Origin of the sequence: Methylobacterium sp. Leaf123, from assembly GCF_001423405.1 — a bacterium.
In the GTDB taxonomy this organism is placed as follows: domain Bacteria; phylum Pseudomonadota; class Alphaproteobacteria; order Rhizobiales; family Beijerinckiaceae; genus Methylobacterium.
On the sequence record NZ_LMNS01000001.1, the window covers coordinates 331710 to 344972 of the forward strand.

The 13263-nt window shown below is 69.2% G+C and carries 15 protein-coding genes; 11 read left to right on the forward strand and 4 right to left on the reverse strand.

Going from position 1 to position 13263, the window contains the following annotated elements; translation table 11 throughout:
- Positions 1–253: 253 nt before the first annotated feature.
- The 8 genes from ASF53_RS01330 (at position 254) to bchI (ending at position 7572) form a co-directional block, all read left to right on the forward strand.
- Positions 254–1012 carry a hypothetical protein gene (locus ASF53_RS01330; protein WP_056192620.1) on the forward strand — a complete coding sequence of 253 codons (759 nt, stop codon included), beginning with the start codon at positions 254–256 and terminating at the stop codon, positions 1010–1012.
- On the forward strand, positions 1009–1749 hold the full coding sequence (locus ASF53_RS01335; RefSeq protein WP_056192623.1) for an LptA/OstA family protein: 741 nt from the start codon (positions 1009–1011) through the stop codon (positions 1747–1749). Before ASF53_RS01330 ends, ASF53_RS01335 begins: the two co-directional genes overlap by 4 nt.
- Positions 1750–1766: 17 nt before the next feature.
- Positions 1767–2636: an LPS export ABC transporter ATP-binding protein gene (lptB, locus tag ASF53_RS01340; RefSeq protein WP_056192626.1), complete on the forward strand. Its 870-nt coding sequence runs from the start codon at positions 1767–1769 to the stop codon at positions 2634–2636.
- Positions 2637–3178: 542 nt separating this feature from the next.
- A complete protein-coding gene (rpoN, locus tag ASF53_RS01345) occupies positions 3179–4714 on the forward strand; it encodes an RNA polymerase factor sigma-54 (protein ID WP_082482272.1) in 1536 nt (511 codons plus the stop codon).
- A 112-nt stretch (positions 4715–4826) separates the two neighbouring features.
- Positions 4827–5429 carry a ribosome hibernation-promoting factor, HPF/YfiA family gene (hpf, locus tag ASF53_RS01350; RefSeq protein WP_056192628.1) on the forward strand — a complete coding sequence of 201 codons (603 nt, stop codon included), beginning with the start codon at positions 4827–4829 and terminating at the stop codon, positions 5427–5429.
- A gap of 199 nt (positions 5430–5628) precedes the next feature.
- Complete coding sequence (gene ptsN / locus ASF53_RS01355) at positions 5629–6096, forward strand: PTS IIA-like nitrogen regulatory protein PtsN (RefSeq protein WP_056192631.1); 468 nt, start codon at positions 5629–5631, stop codon at positions 6094–6096.
- Position 6097: 1 nt separating this feature from the next.
- A complete protein-coding gene (locus ASF53_RS01360) occupies positions 6098–6427 on the forward strand; it encodes a hypothetical protein (protein ID WP_056192633.1) in 330 nt (109 codons plus the stop codon).
- Positions 6428–6558: 131 nt separating this feature from the next.
- Positions 6559–7572 (forward strand): magnesium chelatase ATPase subunit I, encoded by a 1014-nt coding sequence (gene bchI / locus ASF53_RS01365; RefSeq protein WP_056192637.1) that lies wholly within the window; start codon positions 6559–6561, stop codon positions 7570–7572.
- 11 nt (positions 7573–7583) lie between these two features.
- Here bchI and ASF53_RS01370 read toward each other — a convergent pair whose 3' ends face one another.
- From ASF53_RS01370 to ASF53_RS01385, 4 genes are all read right to left on the reverse strand, one after another.
- Positions 7584–8222: a 2,3-bisphosphoglycerate-dependent phosphoglycerate mutase gene (locus ASF53_RS01370; protein ID WP_056192640.1), complete on the reverse strand. Its 639-nt coding sequence runs from the start codon at positions 8220–8222 to the stop codon at positions 7584–7586.
- Positions 8223–8319: 97 nt separating this feature from the next.
- Entirely contained in the window at positions 8320–9165 is an 846-nt protein-coding gene (gene dapB, locus ASF53_RS01375; protein WP_056192643.1) for a 4-hydroxy-tetrahydrodipicolinate reductase, read from the reverse strand.
- Positions 9166–9240: 75 nt separating this feature from the next.
- Complete coding sequence (locus ASF53_RS01380) at positions 9241–9930, reverse strand: MarC family protein (RefSeq protein WP_056192647.1); 690 nt, start codon at positions 9928–9930, stop codon at positions 9241–9243.
- Between the two features lie 39 nt (positions 9931–9969).
- Positions 9970–10704: a class I SAM-dependent methyltransferase gene (locus ASF53_RS01385; protein WP_056192650.1), complete on the reverse strand. Its 735-nt coding sequence runs from the start codon at positions 10702–10704 to the stop codon at positions 9970–9972.
- A 232-nt stretch (positions 10705–10936) separates the two neighbouring features.
- Between ASF53_RS01385 and gloB the strand changes: the two genes are divergently transcribed.
- From gloB to ASF53_RS01400, 3 genes are all read left to right on the forward strand, one after another.
- The gene (gene gloB / locus ASF53_RS01390) at positions 10937–11716 is read left to right on the forward strand and encodes a hydroxyacylglutathione hydrolase (protein WP_056192652.1); all 780 of its coding nucleotides are present in this window, start codon (positions 10937–10939) and stop codon (positions 11714–11716) included.
- Positions 11717–11963: 247 nt separating this feature from the next.
- The gene (locus ASF53_RS01395) at positions 11964–12116 is read left to right on the forward strand and encodes a hypothetical protein (RefSeq protein ID WP_012253924.1); all 153 of its coding nucleotides are present in this window, start codon (positions 11964–11966) and stop codon (positions 12114–12116) included.
- The gene (locus ASF53_RS01400; protein WP_056192655.1) at positions 12113–13099 is read left to right on the forward strand and encodes a site-specific tyrosine recombinase XerD; all 987 of its coding nucleotides are present in this window, start codon (positions 12113–12115) and stop codon (positions 13097–13099) included. The genes ASF53_RS01395 and ASF53_RS01400 overlap by 4 nt, the downstream gene beginning before the upstream one ends.
- Positions 13100–13263: the final 164 nt, after the last annotated feature.

Consider the following 13263-nt stretch of genomic DNA (forward strand, 5'->3'; position numbering starts at 1 on the left):
GAAGGTCAGCGCCGGCCCTGCCAAGTACATCGGAATCCAGCGCGCGGCCTCAGTTCGCTGCTGCGCGCGGTGCCGGCCCGCAACGCTGCGCCCGAACCGTGCCGTAAGGCCCCGATTCTCGCCGCTTTCGGTGCGAGGGCGCACGCGGCTGCCGTTGATCATTTCGCCAAGACGAGGCCATAACTTCGCCACCGCACCGGGGCATCCGGCCGGCGGGGCGCGACCGCAAGCGCGCCGACCCTTCAGGAACGCGATGCAGGCGGCCGATACCATCCAGGGGGAGACGGATCTCCTCGCGCTTGCCGCGAACGAAAACGCGCGTCGCAAGCGGGCGCATGGGCGCGCGCGGCGGCACAGCGCGCAGGTGCGGACGCTGCGCCGGGTGATTCCGGTCACCGCCGGCCTCGCCGTGCTGGGGCTTGCCGCGATCGTGCTCTGGAGTCCCCTCACGGGCAGCATTCCCAACGTCTCCTTCGGCCCGATCAGCGTCTCGGGCACGAAGGTCACGATGGAAAATCCGCGCCTGTCCGGCTTCCGCAAGGGCGAGCGCGGCTACGAGGTGGTCGCCGACGCGGCGCAGCAGGACGTGCGTAAGCCCAGCATCATCGAGCTTCAGGCCATGAAAGGCCACGTCGCCACCGACGACAAGGGCGGCCGCGCCTACCTTCAGGCGAAGGGCGGCGTGTTCGATTCCACCCGCGAATCACTCAACCTCGAGAACGACATCCGGCTCTGGACCGACAAGGGCGAGGAGGTTCGCCTCTCGGTCGCCACCGTTGATTTCAAGACCGGCAGCCTGCGCTCGTCCAAGGCCGTCACCGTCACGGTGCCGTCGGGCTCCATCGTCGCCGACACCCTCGACGTGGTCGAGAACGGCCGGGTCGTCTCCTTCGTCGGCCGCGTCCATGCCGTGTTCCACGGCGACGAGGCCGAGAAGGAGAGCGGGGCCAAGGTCGCCTCGCGAGCCGATTCGGAGCGCATCCACACCTCCGCTGCGGAACCCACGCGATGACGCCGCGTCTCGGCCCGGCGCTTGCCGCCGGCCTCGCTCTCCTCCTGGCGCATCCCGCCGCCGCGGCTCCGACCAAGGAGACGGTGAAGGAGAAGCCCGCCGCGCTCGGCACCGTCGGCGGCGGCAAGGGGCCGATCAAGATCGACGCCGACCGGCTCGACGTGTTCGACAAGGAGAACAAGGCGATCTTCGCCGGCAACGTCGTGGCGGTGCAGGGCGAGAGCACGATTCGCTGCTCGGCCATGACGGTCCATTACAAGCGCGACAAGGACAAGGATCCGTCCAAGGACGCCAACAAGGACGCGGCGAAGTCTGAGGCCGAGGCGGCCGAGGATGCGAAGGCCAAGGCGGCGCTCGGCGGCAACGGCATCCGCAAGGTCGAGTGCGCCGGCCCGGTCACCGTCGCGCAGAAGGATCAGATCGCCACCGGCGACAATGCGGTGTTCGATCAGGAGGCCAAGCGCATCGTGCTGACCGGCAACGTCGTGCTCAGCCAGTGCCAGAACGTCACCCGCGGCTCGCGCCTCGTCTATGACATGGCGAGCGGCCGGGCCAACATGGACCCCGTGGCCGGCGGACGCGTCTCGGCGATGTTCGTGCCGGGCGAGAGCGGCCAGGCCAAGGGAAGTCAGCCGAAGGGCTGCACCCAGCCGGCCATCGCGGCCAAGCCCGGTGCCAAGGGGGCCGACAAGGGCGCCGAGAAGCCGACCGTGAAGACGCGGGCGCAGGCGAACTGACCGTGACGGGAGCCGGGATGCCTGCAGGCGTGCCGCTTCGCGCGGTCGCCGAGCCGAAGCCCGCGAGCCGGGGCCGCAAAGCCTCGTGGTTCGGCCGCCTTCTCGGGCGCGGCGGATCGGCACCGCAGGCGGCGCGCAGCGGCGCGCTCGCCGAGGGCGGCGGTCCGGGCCTGCTGCATGTGCGCGGCCTTCGCAAGAGCTACGGCGCGCGCACCGTGGTCCATGAGGCGGGGCTCACCGTCCATAACGGCGAAGCGGTGGGGCTATTGGGCCCCAACGGCGCCGGCAAGACCACGATCTTCTACATGATCACCGGCCTCGTCCCGGCCGACCGTGGCTTCATCAGCCTGGACGGCATGGAGATCACCCACCTGCCGATGTACCAGCGGGCCCGGCTCGGCATCGGCTACCTGCCGCAGGAAGCCTCGATCTTCCGCGGGCTCACGGTCGAGGACAACATCCGCGCCGTGCTCGAAGTGGCCGAGCCGGACCGCAAGGCCCGCGAGCGCAAGCTCGATTCGCTGCTCGAAGAATTCGACATCGCGCGCCTGCGCAAGTCGCCGTCGATCGCGCTGTCGGGCGGCGAGCGCCGCCGCTGCGAGATCGCCCGCGCGCTGGCCTCCTCGCCGACCTTCATGCTGCTCGACGAGCCCTTCGCCGGCATCGATCCGATCGCTGTCGGCGACATCCAGGATCTCGTGAAGCACCTGAAGCAGCGCGGCATCGGCGTGCTCATCACCGACCACAATGTCCGCGAGACGCTCGGTCTGATCGACCGCGCCTACATCGCCCATTCCGGCCGCATCCTTACCGAGGGCACGCCCGAGCAGATCGTCGCCAACGAGGACGCCCGCCGGCTCTATCTCGGTGAGGATTTCCGGCTTTAGGGTCGGCACCGGAGGTCGGATTAATCCGCGCCGGGCCAGCGTGCACGCTCCCCTGTGACGGACCGCAGCGGTACCGCAGCGCAAACCACGGTCTCGCTGCGCTGCACCTCAACGGGTGCTTCCCGGCGTGACGACGTGGTCTCATGAGCCGGATGGCCCGTTTGCAGGCCTGCCGGGCTATGAAGGCATCACCCTTGGTCGCCGCCACTGAACTTCAAGAGCGAGTTTTCGCCGATCCGGTAATGACTGCTGAACCACACTGGGCGCGGTCGCCTCGCCGGAAACACTTTCTTCGTACGCCGCCGACTAACGCAGGCATGGCGATAAATCAGTGATCGCCAGTAGAGTGGGTCGGCGCGGTTCGGCGCTGTTGCTCGGCTACCGCGGTGCGAGAATTTAGGTGACGGGCGGACAAACCGCTTTGACGTGTCGGGCCGATGGCGCTAGACCTATCAAAAGGAGAAGCAAGGAACGTGCCGGGTTCGGTGCGGCTCGTGCGCGGGCTGCGATTTTGCAATGATTTCAGAAGGTTGGGCGTCGAGATGAGTCTGCTCCAGCGGCTCGAGATGCGCCAGGGCCAGGCCCTGGTGATGACACCGCAACTGCTGCAGGCGATCAAGCTCTTGCAGCTCTCGCAGCTCGATCTCTCGGCTTATGTCGATGCCGAACTGGAGCGCAATCCGCTTCTGGAACGCGCCGAGTCCGAGGGAGAGCCCGAGCGCGAGGCGCTGGAGGCTTCGGGCGACGGCGAGTATGACGGGGGCGACGGGCCGGAGCCCGAGGGATGGCTCGGCTCTGAGATGACTCAGAGCCGCAGCGAGATCGAGGGCGACCTCGATACGCGCCTCGACAACGTGTTCGCCGACGAGAATCCCACCCCGCGCGAGACCGGGACCGGGGATATGCTCTCGCTGACCCCGGCGCCTTACGGCAATGCCGGCGGCAGCTTCGACGGTGAGCTTCCCGATTTCGAGGCGACGCTGACCGCCGAGACCAGCCTGCGCGAGCACCTGGCCGCACAGCTCGATCTCGCGACGCAAAATCCGTTCGACCGGTTGATCGGCAGCTTCCTGATCGATGCGGTGGACGATGCGGGTTACCTGCGCGAGGATATCGATGGCGTGGCCGAGCGGCTCGGCGCCGCGCTCGATGACGTCGCCCGCCTTCTGAAACTCGTCCAGACCTTCGATCCGCCGGGCGTGGCCGCCCGCGACCTCGCCGAATGCCTTGCGATCCAGCTTCGCGAGCAGGACCGGTTCGATCCGGCGATGCAGGCGCTGGTCTCGCGCCTCGATCTCGTGGCCAAGCGCGACTTCCCGGCTCTGCGGCGCCTTTGCGGCGTGGACGACGAGGATCTCGTCGAGATGCTGGCCGAGATCCGCCGCCTCGACCCCAAGCCCGGCCGCGCCTTCGGCGCCCACGCGGTCGAGGTGTTGATCCCTGACGTGTTCGTCCGCCCCGCGCCCGACGGCTCCTGGCTGGTGGAGCTGAACTCCGAGGCGCTGCCGCGGGTGCTGGTCAACCAGAGCTACTATGCCCGCGTCTCGAAGGGCGCGGTGGCGGATGGCGACAAGGCGTTCCTGTCCGAATGCCTGCAGACCGCGAACTGGCTCACCCGCAGCCTGGAGCAGCGGGCGCGCACCATCCTCAAGGTCGCCACCGAGATCGTCCGCCAGCAGGATGCGTTCTTCCTGCACGGTGTCGCCCACCTGCGCCCGCTCAACCTCAAGACGGTCGCCGAGGCGATCGGCATGCACGAATCGACCGTCTCCCGCGTCACTTCCAACAAGTCGATCGGCACCAGCCGCGGCACCCTGGAGATGAAGTACTTCTTCACCGCCGCGATCCCCGGCGCGGCCGGTGCTGCGTCCCATTCCTCGGAATCCGTGCGCCACCGCATCAAGCAACTTGTCGATGCAGAAGCCGCCGACGTCCTGTCCGACGATGCGCTGGTGCAGCGGTTGCGCGACGAGGGCATCGACATCGCCCGCCGCACCGTCGCCAAGTATCGGGAGTCGCTGCGGATCCCCTCGTCGATTGAGCGCCGCCGGGAGAAGATGGCCACGGCTGCCCGCTGACACCCATGCCTCGTCGGTGCCTGAAAGCCCTGCGCCGGCTCGCCTTCGGGTTTGACTTGCCCCGTCCCCCTTTCTAACTCTCGAAGTCCCGGGAGGAAGAGCGGAGACGTCGATGGCAGGTTTGCGGGTGACGGGGCATGGCCTCGATCTCGGTACGGCCCTGCGAGGCCGGGTCGAGGACCGCATGGCGGCGACCCTCGCGAAGTATCTCGATCCACATATGAGCGGCAGTTGCACGGGGCACGTGACGCTGCGGCGCGATGGGGCGGGATACCGAACCGATTGCGTGCTGCACCTCGTCACCGGGCTGACGCTGGAAGCCTCGGGCGCGGCGCACGACGTGCATGCGAGCTTCGAGCAGACCGCCGACAAGCTCGAGAAGCGCCTGCGCCGCTACAAGCACAAGCTGAAGGATCACGGTGCCGCGAGCCACAACGGGGCGGGTATCGAGGCGGCCTACGCCGTCTTCGCCGCGCCCGACGAGGAAGTGGACGATGAGCCGCTCGAGGCGGAGGAGGGCGCGCACCCGCCCGTGGTGGCCGAGAGCACGCGCACGCTCAAGCGCCAATCCGTCAGCGAGGCGGTGACTACCCTCGACATGACCGGCGCCCCGGTCGTCGTTTTCGTTCACGCTGGCACCGGGCGCATCAACGTCGTATATCGGCGCAGTGACGGTGCGATCGGATGGGTCGATCCGCCCGGTGATCGCGATTGAGGCAGGGGCTCGTTCCGAGCCTTTCTCGGACGGGGACTCAGGTGCCCGTCACGAAGCCTCGAAGACCGGTACCGGAGACGGATTTCAAGATCCGGACAGGCGTGTGAGGCGCTCCGTGCCGGGATCGTTGGGTCCCGGCAGTCGTGCATGGGAACGCGGGATCGCTGTATCGATCCCGCCCACGAGGCGTTTAGTTTTCATGCCGATGCTCGAATTTCTGAACCTGGACTCGGTGGTCTCTTCCCTGCGCGTGCGCGACAAGAAGCACGTCCTCCAGGAACTGGCTGCCCATGCGGTCCGCCGCCTCCCGAACCTGTCCGAGCGGGACGTCTTCGAGACCCTGCTCCACCGTGAGCGCCTCGGCTCCACGGGGATCGGCGACGGCGTGGCGATCCCCCACGGCAAGCTCGCCCAGCTCGACCGGCTGTTCGGCCTCGTCGCCCGGCTGGAAAAGCCCGTGGATTTCGACGCCCTCGATGGCCAGCCCATCGATGTCGCCTTTCTCCTGCTCGCGCCCGAAGGGGCCGGGGCCGACCACCTGAAGGCCCTGGCCCAGGTTGCCCGGCTCCTGCGCGAGCCCGGCATGCTGGAGCGCATCCGCAGCGCCCGCGACGCGACCGCCCTCTACGCCCTGCTGGCCAACGGCCCGACGACGCAGGCCGCCTGACATGGCCGTGTTCTCTCCGCGCGCTGCCCTCGTTCTGGCGGCGCTCCTCGCGCCCGCCGGCCTGCGCGCGGAAGGCGAGGCGGCCTGCGCCCGCGACGTGCTCGTGGCAGGATCGATGCAGCGGCAGGCGATCGAGCAGCTCGAAGGCGGCGGCGAGGACGAGGCGAGCCTCTGTCGCGTCTGGCGCCGCCATGTCGAGACCATGCGCCGGATCGCCGGCGTCTACGGCCGCTGCCTGTCCGGCCCCGAGCGGACCGACCGGCTGACCCAGGTTCAGAGCTCGGAGAAGGAGTTCTCGGGCCTGCTGCGCAGCCGCTGCCGCGGGATGTGACGCGCCGGGTCGCCGCGCTGGCTCTGATGGGCGCGCGAGCGCGGCTGTTCGTGCCGCGCAATTCGTGCATGATCGGTGCAACTGCCCGTGAGCCTTGTCCGGGCCCCTCCGGCTCAGGAAGCTGATCGCGCGTGCCTGCCTTTCCCTTCACCGCCATCGTCGCCCAGGAGGAGATGAAGCGGGCGCTGCTGATCGCGGCGGTCGATCCGTCCGTCGGCGGCGTCCTCGTCTTCGGTGACCGGGGCACCGGCAAGTCCACGGCGGTGCGGGCACTCGCGGCGCTGCTGCCGAAGATCCGGGCCGTTGCCGGCTGCCCCTATTCCTGCTCCCCCGACAGCCCGGTCGAGGCCTGCCCGCATTGCGCGCGGGGACGGGGCAAGAGCCACCAGATCCCGGTGCCCGTGGTCGATCTGCCGCTCGGCGCCACCGAGGACCGGGTGGTCGGCGCGCTCGATCTGGAGCGGGCGCTGACGAAGGGAGAAACGGCGTTCGAGCCGGGCCTGCTGGCGCGGGCCAACCGCGGCTTCCTCTACATCGACGAGGCGAACCTGCTGGAGGACCATCTCGTGGACCTCCTGCTCGATGTGGCGGCCTCAGGCGTCAACACCGTCGAGCGCGAGGGCCTGTCGCTGCGCCATCCGGCCCGCTTCGTCCTCGTCGGCAGCGGCAACCCGGAGGAGGGGGAGCTGCGTCCACAGCTTCTCGACCGCTTCGGCCTTGCCTGCGAGGTGACGACGCCGACCGACATCGCCACGCGCATCGAAGTGGTGCGGCGGCGCGACGCCTACGAGCGCGACGGCGAGGCGTTCTGCGCCGCGCAAGGAAAGGCGGAAAAAGCGCTCCAGAAGACCATTCTCTCGGCTCGCGAGCGCCTCGGCCACGTGAGCGTGCCCGATGCGGTTCTGGAGAACGCCGCACGGCTCTGCCTCGCGCTCGGCACCGACGGTCTGCGCGGCGAACTCACGCTGATGCGCACCGCCCGGGCACTCGCTGCCCTCGACGGGGCGGACACCGTCTCGGTCGCGCATCTCAGGCAGGTGGCGCCGAGCGCGCTCCGTCACCGCCTGCGCCGCAACCCGCTCGATGAGTCGGGCTCCACGGCGCGGGTGGCGCGGGCCGTGGAGGAGGTTTTGGGGGCCGGCTGAGGTGTGACGCCTCAATCGTCCTGGTCGATGTCCTTATCGAGGACCGTCTTCGAGTCGACCGTGGTGTCGGCCTTGAGCCGGTAGACCAGGGGGATGCCGGTGGCGATCTCGAGGCTGGCGATGGTCTTGGTGGTCATGCCGTCGAGCACCATCACCAGCGCCCGCAGCGAGTTGCCGTGGGCCGCGACCAGCACCCGCTCGCCCGACATGACGCGCGGCAGGATGGTCTGGATGTAGTAGGGCAGCACCCGTGCGGCGGTGTCCTTGAGGCTTTCGCCGCCGGGCGGGGGCACGTCGTAGGAGCGGCGCCACTCGTGGACCTGCGCGTCGCCCCAGCGCTCGCGGGCATCGTCCTTGTTGAGGCCGGAGAGGTCGCCGTAGTCGCGCTCGTTCAGCGCCTCGTTACGGATCGTCTCCAGGCCGCCCTGGCCCATCTCTTCGAGGATCAGCGAGCATGTGTTCTGAGCGCGCCGCAGGTTCGAGGTGAAGGCCACGTCGAACTGCGTGCCCTGGCCCTTGAGCCAGCGCCCGGCCCGGCGCGCCTCGGCGATTCCGAGCTCCGTCAGCTCCGGGTCGCGCCAGCCGGTGAACAGCTTCTTCAGGTTCCATTCGCTCTGGCCATGCCGAGCGAGGACGAGCAGGCGCTCCATGGGACGGGTCTCTCCGAACAAGGGCAGGGCGAGGCGGCCGCACGGCGCCTCGCGATCTTGGGCGGGCCTCTACCAGAGGCGGCGGCGCCTCCCAAGCCTAAGCCTGACGTTCCGTTGGATTCGTTATTCGGAGTTGTGTCTCGTCGCGAAGCCCGAGCACGTCGTCCATGCCGTAAAGGCCCGGCGGCTTGTCGAAGGCCCATTGCGCCGCCCGCACCGCGCCGCGGGCGAAGATGGCCCGGTCTTCGGCGTGGTGCGAGAGGGTGATCCGCTCCGACGGGCCGGCGAAGATCACGCTGTGGTCGCCGACCACCGAGCCGCCGCGCAGGGTCGCAAAGCCGATATCGCCCGGCCGCCGCGCCCCGGTATGGCCGTCGCGGGTCGAGACGCGGGTCTCGGCCAGGGCCACGTTCCGGCCTTCCGCCGCCGCCTCGCCGAGCAGCAAGGCCGTGCCGGAGGGCGCATCGACCTTCATGCGGTGGTGCATCTCCAGCACCTCGATGTCGAATTCCTGGCCCAACGTGGCGGCGACCTTGCGCACAAGGCCTGCAAGCAGGTTGACGCCGAGCGACATGTTGCCCGAGCGCACGACGCGGGCATGGTAGCTCGCCGCCTTGAGCCGCGTCAGGTCGTCCTCGGAAAGTCCCGTGGTGCCGACGACGTGGACGATGCGGGCCTGCGCGGCGAGCTCGGCAAAGGCGACCGTCGCGGCGGGGGCGGTGAAGTCCAGCACTCCGTCGGCGGCCACGAACAGCGACAGCGGATCGTCGCTCACCGGCACGCCGAGTTCACCGATACCGGCCAGGAGCCCGGCATCCCGGCCGAGGACGGCCGAGCCCGCGCGCTCGATGGCGCCGTGCAGGGTGCAGCCCTCGGCCTCCGCGACCGCCCGGATCAGCATCCGCCCCATGCGCCCTTCGGCGCCCACAACGACGAGCTTCATGATGATCGACTCTTCGCTCCGATGAATGAACGGCTCACCCGGCGCTGATCGCGCGGGTGGCGGCCGTTGACCTGTCTATACCCGCTGCGAGGCAATCAGCGGCCCGAGCACGTCCGACACGCCGCTGACGGTGATCTGCGTGCCGACGCAGAGCAGCAGGAAGGCCGAGAGACGCCCGAGCACCCGTGCCCGCACCGATCCGATCAGGGTCACGACCCGTTCTGCTGAACCGTAGGCGAGACGGATCACGCCGGCGACGGCCAGGGCGGCCAGGGAGGCGCCGAGGAAGAAGCCGGCGAGGTCGCCGGGCTCGGAGGGGCGGTTGGCGCCGAGCGCGATGGCGACGGCGATGGTGCCGGGCCCGGTGGTGAAGGGCAGGGTGAGCGGGAAGAACGCGACCTCGGCGAGGTTCTCGCCCGCCTCCGGTTCGGCCTCGGCATGTTTGCGGGCCTCCCGCGCCTCGGGGGCGGTGAGCATGGTCCAGGCGAAGGCCGCCACGAACAGGCCGCCGGCGATCCGCAGGGCCGCCAGCGACACGCCGAAGAAATTGAGGATCGGGGCGCCGGCCCAGAGGGCGGCGAGCATGACGAGGGCGGAGTAGAGTCCGATCCGCCGCGACAGCTCCGCCCGTTCGGTATGCGAGCGGTCGGACGTGATCTGCGCGAACATCAGCGCGGAGCCGACGGGGTTCACGATCGAGAACAGGCTGGACAGCGCGAGCAGGAAGCTCGCCAGCACGGTTTCGAAGCCAATGGATGGCATCAGGCTCGCTCGGCTCGGCTTTGGGGAGGAAACGCGCCGGCTTTAGCCCGGCTGTCCGGCCGGCACCAGCACCCGCGCCGGCACGCGGCTCTCCAGGCGGCGCACCTGCCGCACCGCGATCGGCCGGTAGAGCTGTTTGGTCGCATCCACCACGTGCAGGCCAGCGAACGGCATGGCCAGACCCGTGCCGAACCGCTCCCAGGCGGCGGCGGTGCGGAGCCAGAACCGGCTGCGGATCGGCGGCATGTAGAGCGTCTCGGCCCAGCCCTCCGGCGAGAACAGCGTGTCGCGCATCAGTCGCGAGAGCTGCGAGCGGCTATAGGGCTGGCCGTGGCCGAAGGGCGTCGCGTCGCGCCGTGCCCAGACGCCGGTGCGGTTGGGCACGACGAGGATCAGCCGTCCGCCGGGCGTCAGCACCCGCCATACTTCGGCAAGGAGTTCGCTCGGGCTTTCCACCGCTTCGAGGCCGTGGACCAGGATGACGCGGTCGACCGCGGCCTCGGGCAGGGGCAGCATGGTGAGATCGGCCAAAGCCGTCACCGAGCGCCCGCTGGAGGGCCAGTTCACGACGCCCTGCGTCGCCGGCATGAAGGCCAGCGTCCGCTCGGCGATGACGTGGACGGGGCCGAGATAGGGCGTGACGTAGCCGAGCCCGAGCACGCGCAGCCCCGAGACGGAGCCGAGAAAGCCGTGAATCGTCCGGCCGACGACACGGTGCGTGACGACGCCGAGCGGGCTGGCGTAGAACGCGCGCAGGTCCGTGACGTCGAGGCGCATCGGATGGGGTGCCGGCACGGCCGGTTGTCCTCCGCAGAGCTGATTGCGCATCAATGGGGATCGCGGAGGCGTCGGGCAAGCGTGGCGCCGCCTCCGATCCCGGAACCGTCACCGCCATGCAACGGTTCCTCGCGCGGAGCTTGGACCGCGCATCCCGTCGCCGGTCTGGCTTGGCGGTCCTTGCCCCGTAACTGTCCGTGCGGAAAAATTCAGTTTTCGCGAAAGGTCTTCGATGACGAGAGCGGCCCCCGAAATCCGCACCTTCCTGTGCCGGAGCGACAATATCGGCGTGCTGATCCGCGATCCCGCCAGCGGGGCCTGCGCCGCCATCGATGTGCCGGAGGCCGGGCCCGTGCTCGCCGCCCTCGACGCGGAGGGCTGGCAGCTCACCGACATCCTCGTCACCCACCGCCACGGCGACCATATCGAGGGGATCCCCGAGGTGGTGGAGCGCACCGGCGCGCGGGTGACCGTGCCGGAGAAGGCGCGCGGGGCGGTGCCGGGGGCTGCCCGCACCGTCAAGGAGGGTGACACGGTGACGGTCGGCGGTCTCACCGCCGCGGTCTGGGAGACGCCGGGGCATTGCGCCGACCACGTGACCTACCATTTCGCCGATGCCGGCGTGGTGTTCTCGGGCGACACCCTGTTCACCCTCGGCTGCGGCCGGGTGATGGAGGCCGAGCCCGAGACGCTCTGGCGCTCGCTCAGCCGCTTCCTCGACCTGCCCGACGCGACCGCCGTCTATAGCGGTCACGATTACGTTCTCTCGAACGGCCGCTTCGCCCTCGCCGCCGATCCGGACAACGCCGACCTGAAGGAGCGCGTGGCCGAGGCCCAGCGGCTGGCCGAGCAAGGCGGCTTCCTGATCCCCTCGACCATCGGCCAGGAGAAGGCGACGAACCCGTTCCTGCGCGTGGGCCAACCGGTGCTCGCCCGCTCGGCGGGTCTCGAACCGGGCTCCGACCCGGCGGCGGTGTTCACCGCGTTGCGAGCCTGGAAGAACCGCTTCTGACGATCGGGCCAGGGGCCGCGTCGGGTCATCGCTCGAAGCTTGAGCCCGCGGGCGTCGGCGATTGAGGCCGGCAAAGAACCAGGGTCATCGCCTTTGCGCGTTTGCCCTGGGGGACGCTCCCTTGACCGCGCCGCCTGTGCTCCGCCAGACCTTGCCTTCGAGCCTCCGGCATGTGATCGAAACCAACGGTTTGCGCATCGCAACACGACCCGCTCGTCCGCGTATCCTCGGCGAAAGGCCGGTTCCCTTGCCCACTCTGTTCCGTTTCCTCGCCACGATCGCGATCCTTGCCGGTCTCGTCTTCGCCGGCATGTTCGCCCTCGCGACCTTTGTCGAGCCGACGCCGCGCGAGATCAGCGTCACCATTCCCCCATCGAAGCTTCAGCCGGGCGGGCGATGAGCGCGGACGGTTCCGCGCTCCCAGGGGGAGCGGAGGATCCGGGCCAGCTCTTTCTCGACATGCTCGCCGCCGAACGCGGCGCGGCGACCAACACCCTGGCCGCCTATCGGCGCGACCTCGACGACTATCTCGGCTACCTCGCGCAAGGCGGGATCGACCCGGAGGAGGCCCAGGCCGATCAGGTCCGCGCCTATATCGCCTCCCTGGAGCCACGCGGCTTGAAGGCGTCCTCGGCCGCCCGGCGCCTGTCCTGCATCCGCGGCTTCCACCGCTTCCTCTACGCAGAGGGCTACTCCGAAACCGATCCGACCGCCCCGGTCGCCGCACCCCGGCGTGCCAAGGGCCTGCCGAAGGTGCTGTCGGTGGCGGAGGTCGATCGCCTGCTCGCGACGGCGCGAGAGCGGGTCGAGGCGGCGGGCGAGGACCGGGCCGAGGCCCGTTCGGCCGCGCGGATGCTCTGCCTGCTCGAACTCCTCTACGCCACTGGCCTGCGCGTGTCGGAACTCGTGGCCCTGCCGCGCTCGGCCGCGGCGACCCGTGAGCGCTACCTCGTGGTCAAGGGCAAGGGCGGGCGCGAACGCCTCGTGCCGCTCACCGACCTCGCCCGCGAAGCCATGCGCACCCACGTCACACACCTGACCGTCGAGGGGGCCTGGCTGTTTCCCGCCGACAGCGAGAGCGGCCATCTCACCCGGCAAGCCTTCGCCCGCGACCTCAAGACGGCGGCGGCTGCCGCCGGCCTGCGAACCGACCGGGTGAGCCCGCACGTTCTGCGTCACGCCTTCGCCAGCCATCTGCTCCAGAACGGCGCGGATTTGCGCATCGTCCAGGAATTGCTGGGGCATGCCGATATTTCGACGACGCAAATCTATACGCACGTCCTTGATGAACGTTTGAAAGGCATGGTGCGAGATCTTCACCCACTCAACGATCGGGGTGATCAGATCGACGTGACCAACGTTTCTCCTGAGGAACTGTATTAAAGCATACGGTGATACCTTGTTAGTCAAGGCGGCAACGGAATTTTATAAATCGTCGCGCTAAGTGTTCGGCGATGCTGTTGACTTCAAAATCGTTCCCGGACCATTTCTAAAATCACCACGATGCAGAGGAGGCGGTGCAGCGGTCTGTTTGGGCCGGTGCCAGA